Raw genomic sequence first — 11,547 nt, forward strand, 5'->3', positions numbered from 1 at the left:
TTTGCCCCTCTTCACGTCGTTCATGCGTGGCGATCGCGACGATAGTTGGATGCGCGCAAGTTTGAAATATGGCGACGGCTGCCGCGGCTTTGCCGCAGTTCCATCGAAAGGGTTTAGCGCTGTAAAGGTTTGGACGTTAACGCGCGGCCACACCAGGGCCGCGCGTGTCGTCAGGTCTCAAAACGTCAATAAACAACGACGCTTCTGATCGACTTGCCTTCGTGCATCAGGTCGAAGGCGTCGTTGATCTTGTCGAGCGGCATGGTGTGGGTGATCAAATCGTCGATATTGATTTTACCTTCCATGTACCAGTCGACGATTTTGGGGACATCGGTGCGGCCGCGGGCGCCGCCGAAGGCCGTGCCTTTCCAGACGCGGCCGGTGACGAGCTGGAATGGCCGCGTCGAAATTTCCTGGCCGGCGCCGGCGACGCCGATGATGATCGACTCGCCCCAGCCGCGATGGCAGCACTCGAGAGCCTGCCGCATCACCTGCGTATTGCCGATGCATTCGAAGGAGAAGTCGGCGCCGCCGCCGGTCAGATCGACGATGGCCTGCACCACCTTGTCGCGGCCGACCTCATCGGGATTGATGAAATGCGTCATGCCGAATTTCTTCGCCATGGCGACGCGCTCGGGGTTGAGGTCGATGCCGATGATCTTGTCGGCGCCGACCATGCGCGCGCCCTGCAAGACATTCAGGCCGATACCGCCGAGGCCGAACACCGCGACATTGGCGCCGGGCCAGACTTTCGCGGTGTTGATGACGGCGCCAATACCGGTGGTGACGCCGCAGCCGATGTAGCAGATCTTGTCGAAGGGCGCGTCCTCACGGACTTTCGCGAGCGCGATTTCCGGCAGCACGGTGAAGTTGGCGAAGGTCGAGCAGCCCATATAGTGAAACACCGGATCGGCGTCGCAGTGGAAGCGCGAGGTGCCGTCCGGCATCAGGCCCTTGCCCTGCGTGGCGCGGATCGCGGTGCACAGATTCGAGCGCTGCGACAGGCAGGTTTTGCACTGCCGGCATTCCGGCGTGTAAAGCGGGATGACGTGATCGCCCGGCTTCAGCGAGGTCACGCCGGCGCCGACCTCGCGCACGATGCCCGCGCCTTCATGGCCGAGAATGGCGGGGAAAATGCCTTCCGGGTCCGCACCCGACAGCGTGTAATAATCGGTGTGGCAAACACCGGTTGCCTTCACTTCGACCAACACTTCGCCGGCCTTCGGGCCTTCGATGTCGATGGTCTCGATGGTGAGAGGCGCACCTGCTTTCCAGGCAACTGCGGCGCGGGTTTTCATGGGGTGTTCTCCGGCTTCGTCCACAATTTGATGTGCCATCTATAAGGACGTGGTTGGCATACGCAACTCGCGTCCGCATTGTCAGTGGTCGATGCGGGAGTGCACCTTGCCACGGGGAAACAGCCCGGCAACCCAGTCGATGAAGACGCGCACGCGCGGCGACAGGCCGCGCGATTGCGGATAGAGCACAGACAGCGGCGTTGGTGACGGTGGATATTTCGGCAGCACTTCGACCAGGCGGCCGGCTTTCAGATCGTGGGTGACGTGATAGCGCGGCGTCTGGATGAGGCCGAGGCCGAGCCGGCAGAGTGCGATGCTCGTTTCGCCGCCGGTGACGTCGATCGTCGATGGCAGGTTGATCAGTTCACGCTGTCCCTTGACCATGAATTCGAGCGGCAGAATATTGCCCGTGGCCGAAGAGGCAAAGCCGATCATGCGGTGGCCCTCAAGCTCGGCCAGATTACGCGGCGTGCCGTATTGGCGCAGATAGGCCGGGCTGGCGATCGTGACTTCTTCCATCATCGCGATCTGCCGCGCCACCATGGTCGAATCGCGCAAGGTGCCGGCGCGGATCACGCAGTCGACGCCTTCGCGGACAAGATCCACCAGGCGGTCGCCTTCGCCGATGTGCAGGCGCAGGTCTGGATAGGCCTTGAGGAAGTGCGGCAGCTCCGGCACCACGACCCGGCGCAGCATGGAGCCGTGAACGTCGATGCGCAGTTCGCCACGCGGCGTGATCCCGCCAAAGGCGCTTTCGGCATCCTCGACCTCGGCGATGATCGACAGGCAGCGCCGGTAATAGGCTTCGCCTTCGGGCGTTGGGCTCACATGGCGCGTGGTACGGGCGAGCAGGCGGACGCCGAGCCGGGCCTCGATCTCCTTGATCGCGTCGGTGACGGTGGAGCGCGGTAGGCCGGTGTCCTGCGCGGCGCGCGTGAAACTGCGCCGTTCGACGATGCGCGTGTAAAGCCGCATGGCATCCAGTCGGTCCATGATTATCCGTATATTCCGGATAGTCATGCCGGTACAAGACGGATTATCCGGATAATCGGAAGAGCTATCTCCAGCGGCATCGGCGCGAGGCGCCTTTCACAGGAGACAGCCATGAGTGAAAACAACATCCAATCCGCCATCGTCACCGGCGGTTCGCGCGGCATCGGTGCGGCGATAGCGCATCGGCTTGCGGCCGATGGCTTCGCGGTCACGATCAACTATGCCGGCAATGTCAAAGCGGCCGACGAGGCCGTCCGCACGATCGAAAAAGCCGGCGGCCGCGCCATTGCGGTGCAGGGCGACGTCAGCGAACCGGCGGCGATACGCGCGCTGTTCGACGCGGCGGAGAAAGCCTTCGGCGGTGTCGACGTGCTGGTCAATAATGCCGGCATCATGACGAAGGCGCCGCTGGGCGAGGCCACCGATGAGGCCTTCGACCGTATTATGGCGGTCAATCTGAAAGGCACGTTCAACGGCCTGCGCGAAGCGGCAAAGCGCCTGCGCAGCGGCGGCCGCATCATCAACTTCTCGACCAGCGTGGTCGGCACCAAGCTGGAGACCTATGGCCTCTACACCGCGACCAAGGCGGCGGTGGAAGCGCTCACCGGTATTCTCGCCAAGGAACTGCGCGGCCGAAACATCACGGTGAATGCCGTCGCGCCGGGGCCGGTGGCCACCGAATTGCTGGCGGGTCTGACTCCGGAAACGCTCGCTTTGTTTGCCAAGGCTGCGCCGCTGGAGCGGCTGGGGCAGCCGGACGATATCGCGGGCCTCGTCTCGTTCCTCGCCGGGCCGGAAGGCGGCTGGGTGAACGCGCAGGTGATCCGGGCCAATGGCGGGCTGGTGTAAAAGTGGGTGCCATTCCGGGGCGGCCCGCAAGGCCGCACCCGGAATCCCGGCTTGTTGTTATGGATTTCGCGTTCGCGGCTTTCAGCCGCGCCGCGGAATGACGATCACGGCTGCCAGGTCGCCGGCTGCTTGGTCTTCGCCGTTTCCGTCTTGGTGGCCTTGCCGACGATCTTGAACAGCTCTCGCAACACGTCGGTGACGCCGGCGCCGGTCGCGGATGACAACGTGAATGGTGTCTTGCCGCAGGCCTTCTTCAGCTTGGCGAGCTGTTTCTTGATCTGCTCCGGCGTCATGGAATCGGTTTTCGACAACGCGACGATCTCGGGTTTGTCTTCAAGGCCGTTGCCATAAGCTTCCAGTTCGCCGCGCACGGTCTTGTAGGCGGCGGCGGCGTCGTCCTGCGTGCCATCGACGAGATGCAGCAGCACGCGGCAGCGCTCGGTGTGGCCGAGGAAGCGATCGCCCAAGCCGACACCCTCATGCGCGCCTTCGATCAAGCCGGGCAGGTCGGCGAGCACGAATTCGCGGTCGTCGACGCGCACGACGCCGAGCTGCGGGTGCAGCGTGGTGAACGGATAATCGGCGATCTTCGGCTTGGCCGCGGTGACGCGGGCGAGGAAGGTGGACTTGCCGGCATTCGGCAGGCCGACGAGGCCGGCATCGGCGATGAGTTTGAGACGCAGGCGGATGGTGAGTTCGATGCCGGGCTGGCCGGGGTTGGCATGGCGCGGCGCCTGGTTCGTCGAGGATTTGAAATAGGCGTTGCCGAAGCCGCCATTGCCGCCTTTGGCCAAGGTGATGCGGTCGCCGACCGCGAGCAGGTCGGCGATCAGCGTCTCGCCATCCTCCTCATAGATCTGCGTACCAGCCGGCACCTTGAGCACGATATCATTGCCGTTGGCGCCGTGGCGATCCTTGCCCATGCCGTTGACGCCGCGCTCGGCCTTGAAGTGCTGCTGGAAGCGGTAGTCGATCAGCGTGTTGAGGCCGTCAACGGCTTCGACGATCACGTCGCCGCCCTTGCCGCCGTCGCCGCCATTGGGGCCGCCGAATTCGATGAACTTCTCGCGCCGGAACGAGATGCAGCCGTTGCCGCCGGCGCCGGACGCGACATAGACCTTGGCTTCGTCGAGGAATTTCATGCCCCCGATATAGGTCATGGCGGGCGCGAAAGCACCTGTTACGGTAGTGAAATCGAGGAATTCCGCCGAGGGCTTCGCAAAACCGGCCGCTCCCGTATATACCGGGCGGGCCGGAGACCTTGTGAAATGACCGCCCCGACCTCGGACGCGCCCGCGCGTCCAACCCAGCTCGCCAAAGACCACACCCTCGCCGGCATCGCCCTGATGCTGGTCGGCATCTTCTTCTTCGCCGTCAACGACACCATGGGCAAATATCTGGTCGGCACGTATGCGGTCGGCCAGATCCTGCTGATGCGCAGCGCCGCCGCGCTGGTGTTCCTGACGCCGTTCATCCGCCGCGAGGGCCTCTCCGCTTTCACGAATGCGCCGCGGCCGTGGCTGCAGGTCTTGCGCGCCGTGTTCGCCACGTTCGAGGTCGGCTGCTTCTACTGGGCGCTGACCGGCATGTCGCTGGCCGACACCATGACCTTCTATCTCGCCGGCCCCATCTACGTGACGGCGATGTCGCCCTTCCTGCTCGGTGAGCATGTCGGCTGGCGGCGCTGGCTGGCGGTGCTGGCCGGCTTCGTCGGCGTCATGGTCGCGCTCGGCCCCAGCGGCGGCGCGTTCTCGCCGCATGCTCTGGTGGCGATCGCCGGCAGCCTGATGTTCTCGATCTTCATGGTCTGCACCCGTTTGGTGCGCGGCACCTCCGACGTGGTGCTGGTGACGACGCAGGTGGTGGCCGCGCTGGTGTTCGGCGCGGTGACGGCGCCGTTCACCTGGGTCGCGGTCACGTTGTTCGACGGCGCGATGCTGGCGCTGCTCGGCGTCGTGGCGATGATCGCGTTTCTCTGCATCAACCGCTCGATCAGCATCGCGCCGGCCTCGGTGGTGGTGCCTTATCAGTACACCACCATCGTCTGGGCCGTGATCCTCGGCTTCATCTTCTTCGGCGACATTCCCTCGACGCAGATGCTGATCGGCGCCGGCATCATCATCGCCGCCGGCATTTACATCTTCATCCGCGAGCAGCGGCTGGCCAAGCCGGCTGCCTTCACCGAACCGCCGCCGGCGTAACGCCCGTCAGGTAACAATCGCGTCGGCCTCGATCTCGACCAGCCAGCCGGGATCGATCGCCTGCACGATCTGGATCATGGTCGAAGCCGGGCGGATGCCGCGGAAGAACTCGCCATGGGCGCGGCCGGCGTCTTCCCAGTTCGACATCTCCTTGAGAAAGATGCGGGTGCGGATGACGTGCTCGCGCTTGCCGCCGGCGTCATTGATGGCTTTCTCGATGATCGCGAGACAGCGCAAGGTCTGGCCGTAGAGATCGCCGGGGCAGGCGACACCGCCGCCCGGCGCAATCGGCGCCGTGCCGGACACCGCGATATGCGGGCCGACGCGCACGGCGCGGGAGAAGCCGATCTTCTCCTCGAAAATGGCGCCGGATGAAACGAGTGTGCGTTGCATGGAAGACTCCTGCTTAATTTCTGTCCAACGAACTCGAATCCATACGCCGCAGCGGGATTATGGATTCCGGGCTCGCGGCCTAAAGGCCGCGCCCCGGAATGACGACGGAAATTAGTGCGCCTTCCCGCGCGCGGCCACTTCGTTGGCCAGCATGTCCGCCTCACTACCGAGGCCGCGCAGCCCCGCCGCGACTCCTTGCTGATCGGCGGCCGTGCGGTTCTGGCTGACCTTCCATTTGCCTTCGATGCGCGCGATCGGAATTTCGACGCCGACAATGCCCTTGATCTGCGCGGCAATGAAAGTGTCCGGCGCATCCGACACATTCCACGGCGCACGCTGGCCGCGCTCGTTATGCCGCGTCAGGTCGTCGATTTGTTGCCGCAGCCAAGCCGCATTGTCCATGACGCGCGGCGTGCCCCACGCGTGGACTGTGATGTAATTCCATGTCGGCACGACTTTGCCCGTCTCCTGTTTGGTCGGATAGAGCGACGGGCTGATGTAATGCTGCGGCCCCTGAAACACGACCAGACATTCGGAAACCGCGGCCAGTTCGGCGAGCTGCGGATTGGCGCGCGCCAGATGCGCGCGCAACGTGCCGCGCTCCGACGCGCCGGCGTCGATCAGGAACGGCGCCGGATTCGCCTGCAATCCGCCCGGTCCCGATGTGATCAGGAGGCCGAGCGGATGCGCCGCGATCAGCGCATGCTGAACGTCGATCCGGTCTTCACGAAAGTGGGGAGGTTGATACATGGCATCACCTGTCCCACCCTCACGAGACGCGCTTGATCGGCGCCCAGCCCTTGAGCGCGGACCAGATGCCGTGATCGAGCCGGAAGCGGTCGATCGGCGCCGACGACTTGATCGAGTGGATGCGGTACAGGCCGACGCCGGTCCACTGAAAGCCGCACTTCTCCAGCACCCGCCGCGACGCCGGGTTGGTCACGCGCGCGCCGGCATGCAGCGCGTCATAGCCAAGATCGGTGAAGGCGTAATCGACCAGCGCATGCACCGCCTCGGTGGCGTAGCCCTTGCCCCAGTGCTCGATGCCGAGCCAATAGCCGATCTCCGCGGCGCCATCCTGCTGCGCAATGCTGCAGGCGCCGACCACCGACTTGTCGCGCGTGATGAGATAGACACATTCGCCGCCCGGCTTGTTGGCGGTGGCAATGAAATTCTCTGCATCCGTCAAACGGTACGGATGGGGAATACGCGCTGTATTTTCGGCAATACGACGGTCGGCTGCGAGCATCGATACTGCTTTAGCGTCCGCGAGACGCGGCGCGCGCATAACAAGCCGCTCGGTCTCGAGGACGGGGATACTCGCTTCGCGAAAGCTGTCGCTTGGTATTTCTTCCAGCAGGGTCATGGCTCAGGCTCCAGTTTCGAACCCAGGCCAGCCCCGGGCTCTGAAATGCGATGAGGGGGAGCCGGTCACCCGTCTCCCCCTCTCAGAGCCTTGATGAGCCCTGCCGGTTCGACTTGATGACCGGCAGACCTCGATATTTGGTCTACCGTTTATTCGGCCGCAGCTGCCATCGTCGGGACGACGGAGATGTACGTGCGGCCTTTGGCTTTGGTAGCGAACTGAACTTTTCCATCGACGAGTGCGAACAACGTATGATCCTTGCCCATGCCTACATTACGGCCGGCATGCCACACGGTACCGCGCTGACGTGCAATGATGTTGCCGGCGATCGCGAGCTGACCACCGGACTTCTTCAGACCAAGGCGGCGACCATCAGAGTCGCGGCCGTTGCGGGATGAACCGCCTGCTTTTTTGTGCGCCATAGCTGGGCTCTCTCGAATTCCGTTACTTGCTACACCGATTCCTTGTCGGAATCACGTCACTATTTCTTACCTAAGGCGTCAGTCCGCCGCTTACGCGGCGGATTTGGCGGCCTTCTTGCGAGCGGCCGGCTTTTTGGCCGCTTTCTTTTCGCCTTCAGCGCCTTCGGCCGCTGCGGGCTTCGGCTTGGCGACGCGCTTCGGCTTTTCCGGCGGCGTCTTCGACGGCTTCTTGCCGTCGGTCAGGATTTCGGTGATGCGGATCACCGAGAATTCGTGACGGAAGCCGCGCTTGCGGCGCGAATTCTTGCGGCGGCGCTTCTTGAACGCGATGACCTTGTCGCCGCGCTCGTGGTTCAGCACCACGCCGGCCACGGTGGCGCCCGACACGGTCGGCGCGCCGACCTGCGGATTATCACCGCCGACCAGCAAAACTTCACCAAATTCAATCACATCGCCCGGTTCGCCCGCCTGGCGGTCGATCCGGATCACATCTTCAGCCACAACGCGGTACTGCTTACCGCCGGCTTTGATGACTGCGAACATCGTTTTTTTCCTTCGTGTTCAAATCCGCGTCTCAGCGCCCGGAGGCCCTGGACCGGCTTCTTGTCAGTCGGTTTGTTGTTTGTAATCAAGGGCTTGTGCCCTCGAACAAAGATGCGAGCCCAAAGGCCCGCATTCCGGCGGCTTTATGCCGGGGAAAACCGGCAAATGTCAAGGAAACAAGCGGGTTTGGGGGCCCGGTCGGCTTGCTGCCGGCACGGTAAAATGCCGGGCGTAGGCGGATGGCGTCGTCACCCCACCGTCGCCGTCACCGCGGCGCCGTTCTCCGCGTCGGCGGTATGGGCCAGCCGGTAGCCGACGCCCAGTTCGGTCACCAGGATTTTCGGCGAATCCGGCGCCGGCTCGATCTTCTGCCGCAGCTTGCGCACGAAGATACGCAGGTAGTGGGTGTCCTGCATGTGGATCGAGCCCCACACCTCCTTCAGGAGGTGCTGATGCGTGACGACATTGCCGGCGTGCTGCGCCAGCACCTGCAACAGGCGATATTCCTTCGGCGTCAGCGTCAGGCGCTGGCCATTGAGCGTCACGGTGCGCGAGGCCAGGTCGATGGTCAGCGGGCCGACCGTCACCGACGGCTCGCCCGAGGCAGCGCGCGACTGTCGGCGCAACGCCACGCGCACGCGGGCGAGCAGTTCGGCGATGCCGAACGGCTTCACGACATAATCGTCGGCCCCCATTTCGAGCAGCCGCACCTTCTGCGCTTCCGCCGAGCGGACCGACAGCACGATGATCGGCACGGTAGACCACGACCGGATGCGTTCGACCACATCGGAGCCATCCATGTCCGGCAATCCGAGATCGACAATGACGATGTCGATGGGCCGCAAGGTTGCGGCGCGGATTCCTTCGGTGCCGGTGCCGGCTTCATGCACAACAAAGCCGTTGAGCTCGAAGCCGGTCCGCAGGAAGCGGCGGATCTGAATCTCGTCGTCGACGATCAGCACGATGGGAGAGGGCTCACTCATCTTGGTCGCTTTCCATGGGGTGAACAGTTGCTTGTGCCACGGGCAATTCGATGGCGATCGTCGTGCCCCGGCCGGGACCGTCGCTGATGGCGTCCATTTTGCCGCCATTGGCGGCGATAAAAGCATTCGCGATCCAAAGGCCGAGGCCCGAACCGCTGGTGAGCGAGGCCGTGCGTTCGCCGCGCGCGAAGCGGTCCCAGATGTGCGGCAGCTCGGATTCGCTCAGTCCGGCCCCCTGGTCGCTGACATTCAGCACGATGCGGCCGTCACGGGCGCGCGCCGCCACCATGATCGTAGAACCCGGTGGCGAATATTTGGCGGCATTGTCGAAGACCTGGACCAGCGCCTGCTTGACCAGGACCGGATCGACATGGACCAGCGGCAGGTCCTTGGGCAGGTTGAGGCTCAAGGTGTGCCGCGACAGCTTCTTGCGGCAACGGTCCAGCGCCGAATCGAGAATGTCGCTGGGATCGGCCCATTCCATGCGCGGCTTCACGCCGTCGCTGGAAATGCGCGTGGCATCGATGAGGTTCTCAATGTCGTTGTTCAGGCGCTCGGCCTCGGAGCGAACGTCCTGCACCAGCGCCTGCAACTTGGGCTCGCCCGCCAGCGCCGGCGCGGTGCTGAGCACCGTGGCGGCGCCCATGATCGAGGCGAGCGGGGTGCGCAATTCGTGGCTGACCGAGCCGATCAGCGCTTCGCGCAACTGATCGGTTTCGGCGCGCATGCGGGCTTCGTTGATCGCCTGGGCGATTCCCAGCCGGTCGAGGGTGGCGGTTGCGTCGGCCAATACGGCATCAACGCGGACGCGCAGATCGTCGGCGTCGGAGTGGCCGTGCGACGGCCGGCCCAGATTGACGGCGACGAAGCCGAATTCGGGGTTTTTCGGCGAGACGGCGCGCACCAGCCAGGCTTCGCCATCATCGGCGACAACAGGATCGCCGGTCGAGGGCCGTCGGTCATCGGCTTTTTCGAGCTTCTCGATCTCGGCCAGCACCTGCGGCGGCACCGCGGCGTCGGCGCGCCGGCGCGCATTGCCGGCGGCATCGCGCGCGGTCGCGAACAGCACGACCTTGCGCTGGATGACCGCGGTGAGATGGTCTTCGATCGCGGACTGAATATCGGATACGTCGAAGGCGACGGCGATACGCCGCGAGAAGGCGTAGAGATCGCGCAGGTCGATTTCCCGTTTGTGCGACTTCTCAAGCTCGTTCTTGAGCCGGCTCGCCAGTTGGCTGACGACGACCGCCACAACGATATAGAGCAGGAGATTGATGACTTCCTGCGGGTCGCGGATTTCGAGCGAATAGAGTGGCGGGAAGAAGAAGAACGCGGAGGCCAGAACGCCGCAGGCCGATGCAAACAGCGCGGCGATGAGGCCCCAGCGCATCGCCGCGATCAGGACCGGGACCAGGTAGACCACGGTTCCGCGGGTCAGGCCGACAGACCAGACGAAGGTGAAAATCCCGGCCGTCACAATGCCGACCAGGCACAGCGTCAGCAGCAGGCCGCGCATTTCCTGGCGTAGACGGTGCAGCGATATGGTGAACGGCATGGCGGTCAGGGTACGGACGGCTTTTGGGCCCCCGCCGCCTATATACGCCCCTGACCCTTGTTTGTCCCGGCCATGTTGGGTAGATAGCCCCCGTCCCGGGCGCCGGTTCAGACGATTCATGACCGAGGGTCAGGGTTCCGGAGAGGTGGCTGAGCGGTTGAAAGCACCGCACTCGAAATGCGGCATACGGGCAACCGTATCGGGGGTTCGAATCCCTCCCTCTCCGCCAACTACTCGCTAAGTCATTGTTCCTGTATAAGCCTTTGTTATCAAATGTTTTCCGGCCGCCTAGTGGTACACACGGGTGGTATACATGGCTTTGCCGATGACGCGTCCCTGGAAGCATCCCAAGACCGGAATGTGCTGGCTACGCAAGCGCGTGCCGGACGATCTGCGTCTCCTGATAGGCAAGCGCGAGGAAAAGCGCAGTCTAGGCACGCGCGATTTTGCCGAGGCCAAAGTCCGTCTCGCGCAAGCCATGACGGAAGTCGATGCTAGGTAGCGCAATCTCCGAGCTGGCCCAAAAAAGCTGACCGAGATGGTGGCGCATGAAATTGCTGCGCCGATGTCCGATCAGGCTGTGGCTCAATTTCGCGATAACCCGTCTGATCAAAAGTTCTGGGACGTCCAGATTGGTGCAAAGCTCCGGGAGGTCGATCCTGAGCCGGATCTTCCAACTGATCGCGACGCGAGGGTGCTTGGGCTCCTCCTGCAGCGCGACACAATCCACAAAAAGCGCGAGATGCAGAACTTCTGCTTCAATCTTGCCGAACAAGCTCTTCTCAATCGCGGCCTTAGCGTGGATGACAACCGCGATAAGCTGGCGAGAGCTGTGGCGCATGCTCTTCAGTAGGCCAGTATTGAGCTTGCAAATCTCGCTGCCGGAAATTTGTCTTTTACCGGCGTCTCCCTGCACGACCACGGCCGCTCAGGCAATCAGGGTA

General features: G+C 63.6%; 14 protein-coding genes and 1 tRNA gene. 4 read left to right on the forward strand and 11 right to left on the reverse strand.

Translation table 11 applies throughout. The features are described 5' to 3' along the window. Positions 1-185: 185 nt before the first annotated feature. Both DXH78_RS06550 and DXH78_RS06555 read right to left on the reverse strand, forming a co-directional pair. Positions 186-1,298, reverse strand: a complete 1,113-nt coding sequence (locus tag DXH78_RS06550) for an S-(hydroxymethyl)glutathione dehydrogenase/class III alcohol dehydrogenase (protein WP_115516296.1) — start codon at positions 1,296-1,298, stop codon at positions 186-188. A gap of 81 nt (positions 1,299-1,379) precedes the next feature. Continuing rightward, on the reverse strand, positions 1,380-2,291 hold the full coding sequence (locus DXH78_RS06555; protein WP_115516297.1) for a LysR family transcriptional regulator: 912 nt from the start codon (positions 2,289-2,291) through the stop codon (positions 1,380-1,382). 111 nt (positions 2,292-2,402) lie between these two features. On the opposite strand from DXH78_RS06555, the gene DXH78_RS06560 reads away from it, so the two are divergent. Beyond that, complete coding sequence (locus DXH78_RS06560; RefSeq protein WP_115516298.1) at positions 2,403-3,140, forward strand: SDR family oxidoreductase; 738 nt, start codon at positions 2,403-2,405, stop codon at positions 3,138-3,140. Positions 3,141-3,244: 104 nt separating this feature from the next. Here the strand turns inward: DXH78_RS06560 and obgE are convergent, their stop codons facing one another. Next, complete coding sequence (obgE, locus tag DXH78_RS06565) at positions 3,245-4,282, reverse strand: GTPase ObgE (protein WP_115517759.1); 1,038 nt, start codon at positions 4,280-4,282, stop codon at positions 3,245-3,247. Between the two features lie 126 nt (positions 4,283-4,408). On the opposite strand from obgE, the gene DXH78_RS06570 reads away from it, so the two are divergent. Further along, positions 4,409-5,341 carry a DMT family transporter gene (locus tag DXH78_RS06570; RefSeq protein WP_245416753.1) on the forward strand — a complete coding sequence of 311 codons (933 nt, stop codon included), beginning with the start codon at positions 4,409-4,411 and terminating at the stop codon, positions 5,339-5,341. Between the two features lie 6 nt (positions 5,342-5,347). On the opposite strand, the gene DXH78_RS06575 is transcribed toward DXH78_RS06570, so the two are convergent. From DXH78_RS06575 to DXH78_RS06605, 7 genes are all read right to left on the reverse strand, one after another. Next, on the reverse strand, positions 5,348-5,734 hold the full coding sequence (locus tag DXH78_RS06575) for a RidA family protein (RefSeq protein WP_115516299.1): 387 nt from the start codon (positions 5,732-5,734) through the stop codon (positions 5,348-5,350). A gap of 111 nt (positions 5,735-5,845) precedes the next feature. Continuing rightward, complete coding sequence (locus DXH78_RS06580; protein WP_115516300.1) at positions 5,846-6,484, reverse strand: FMN-binding negative transcriptional regulator; 639 nt, start codon at positions 6,482-6,484, stop codon at positions 5,846-5,848. A gap of 19 nt (positions 6,485-6,503) precedes the next feature. Then, complete coding sequence (locus DXH78_RS06585; RefSeq protein WP_115516301.1) at positions 6,504-7,100, reverse strand: GNAT family N-acetyltransferase; 597 nt, start codon at positions 7,098-7,100, stop codon at positions 6,504-6,506. A gap of 149 nt (positions 7,101-7,249) precedes the next feature. Next, positions 7,250-7,522 (reverse strand): 50S ribosomal protein L27, encoded by a 273-nt coding sequence (gene rpmA / locus DXH78_RS06590; RefSeq protein WP_115516302.1) that lies wholly within the window; start codon positions 7,520-7,522, stop codon positions 7,250-7,252. Positions 7,523-7,612: 90 nt separating this feature from the next. After that, positions 7,613-8,065 carry a 50S ribosomal protein L21 gene (rplU, locus tag DXH78_RS06595; protein WP_115516303.1) on the reverse strand — a complete coding sequence of 151 codons (453 nt, stop codon included), beginning with the start codon at positions 8,063-8,065 and terminating at the stop codon, positions 7,613-7,615. A gap of 248 nt (positions 8,066-8,313) precedes the next feature. Then, positions 8,314-9,048, reverse strand: coding sequence for a response regulator (locus DXH78_RS06600; protein WP_115516304.1), 735 nt, complete (start codon positions 9,046-9,048; stop codon positions 8,314-8,316). Beyond that, positions 9,041-10,603, reverse strand: coding sequence for a DUF4118 domain-containing protein (locus tag DXH78_RS06605; protein ID WP_168192722.1), 1,563 nt, complete (start codon positions 10,601-10,603; stop codon positions 9,041-9,043). Before DXH78_RS06605 ends, DXH78_RS06600 begins: the two co-directional genes overlap by 8 nt. 139 nt (positions 10,604-10,742) lie before the next feature. On the opposite strand from DXH78_RS06605, the gene DXH78_RS06610 reads away from it, so the two are divergent. Together DXH78_RS06610 and DXH78_RS20350 are read left to right on the forward strand one after the other, a co-directional pair. Next, positions 10,743-10,832 (forward strand) — tRNA-Ser (locus DXH78_RS06610). 96 nt (positions 10,833-10,928) lie between these two features. Beyond that, complete coding sequence (locus DXH78_RS20350) at positions 10,929-11,105, forward strand: DUF6538 domain-containing protein (RefSeq protein WP_430727491.1); 177 nt, start codon at positions 10,929-10,931, stop codon at positions 11,103-11,105. Here the strand turns inward: DXH78_RS20350 and DXH78_RS06615 are convergent. Then, a complete protein-coding gene (locus DXH78_RS06615; protein ID WP_147292581.1) occupies positions 11,034-11,525 on the reverse strand; it encodes a hypothetical protein in 492 nt (163 codons plus the stop codon). The two genes, DXH78_RS20350 and DXH78_RS06615, sit on opposite strands and share 72 nt — an antisense overlap. Between the last annotated feature and the right edge of the window lie 22 nt (positions 11,526-11,547).

The sequence above is a fragment of the Undibacter mobilis genome, assembly GCF_003367195.1.
GTDB classification, from domain to species: Bacteria; Pseudomonadota; Alphaproteobacteria; order Rhizobiales; family Xanthobacteraceae; genus Pseudolabrys; species Pseudolabrys mobilis.

What these genes read in the sequence shown, in the direction of transcription:
- rpmA (WP_115516302.1), bottom strand. Translation starts at nt 7,522, where the DNA reads ATGGCGCACAAAAAAGCAGGCGGTTCATCCCGCAACGGCCGCGACTCT.
- DXH78_RS06560 (WP_115516298.1), top strand. Translation starts at nt 2,403, where the DNA reads ATGAGTGAAAACAACATCCAATCCGCCATCGTCACCGGCGGTTCGCGC.
- DXH78_RS06575 (WP_115516299.1), bottom strand. Translation starts at nt 5,734, where the DNA reads ATGCAACGCACACTCGTTTCATCCGGCGCCATTTTCGAGGAGAAGATC.
- DXH78_RS06580 (WP_115516300.1), bottom strand. Translation starts at nt 6,484, where the DNA reads ATGTATCAACCTCCCCACTTTCGTGAAGACCGGATCGACGTTCAGCAT.
- DXH78_RS06570 (WP_245416753.1), top strand. Translation starts at nt 4,409, where the DNA reads ATGACCGCCCCGACCTCGGACGCGCCCGCGCGTCCAACCCAGCTCGCC.
- rplU (WP_115516303.1), bottom strand. Translation starts at nt 8,065, where the DNA reads ATGTTCGCAGTCATCAAAGCCGGCGGTAAGCAGTACCGCGTTGTGGCT.
- DXH78_RS06585 (WP_115516301.1), bottom strand. Translation starts at nt 7,100, where the DNA reads ATGACCCTGCTGGAAGAAATACCAAGCGACAGCTTTCGCGAAGCGAGT.
- DXH78_RS20350 (WP_430727491.1), top strand. Translation starts at nt 10,929, where the DNA reads ATGACGCGTCCCTGGAAGCATCCCAAGACCGGAATGTGCTGGCTACGC.
- DXH78_RS06550 (WP_115516296.1), bottom strand. Translation starts at nt 1,298, where the DNA reads ATGAAAACCCGCGCCGCAGTTGCCTGGAAAGCAGGTGCGCCTCTCACC.
- DXH78_RS06605 (WP_168192722.1), bottom strand. Translation starts at nt 10,603, where the DNA reads ATGCCGTTCACCATATCGCTGCACCGTCTACGCCAGGAAATGCGCGGC.
- DXH78_RS06600 (WP_115516304.1), bottom strand. Translation starts at nt 9,048, where the DNA reads ATGAGTGAGCCCTCTCCCATCGTGCTGATCGTCGACGACGAGATTCAG.
- obgE (WP_115517759.1), bottom strand. Translation starts at nt 4,282, where the DNA reads ATGAAATTCCTCGACGAAGCCAAGGTCTATGTCGCGTCCGGCGCCGGC.
- DXH78_RS06555 (WP_115516297.1), bottom strand. Translation starts at nt 2,291, where the DNA reads ATGGACCGACTGGATGCCATGCGGCTTTACACGCGCATCGTCGAACGG.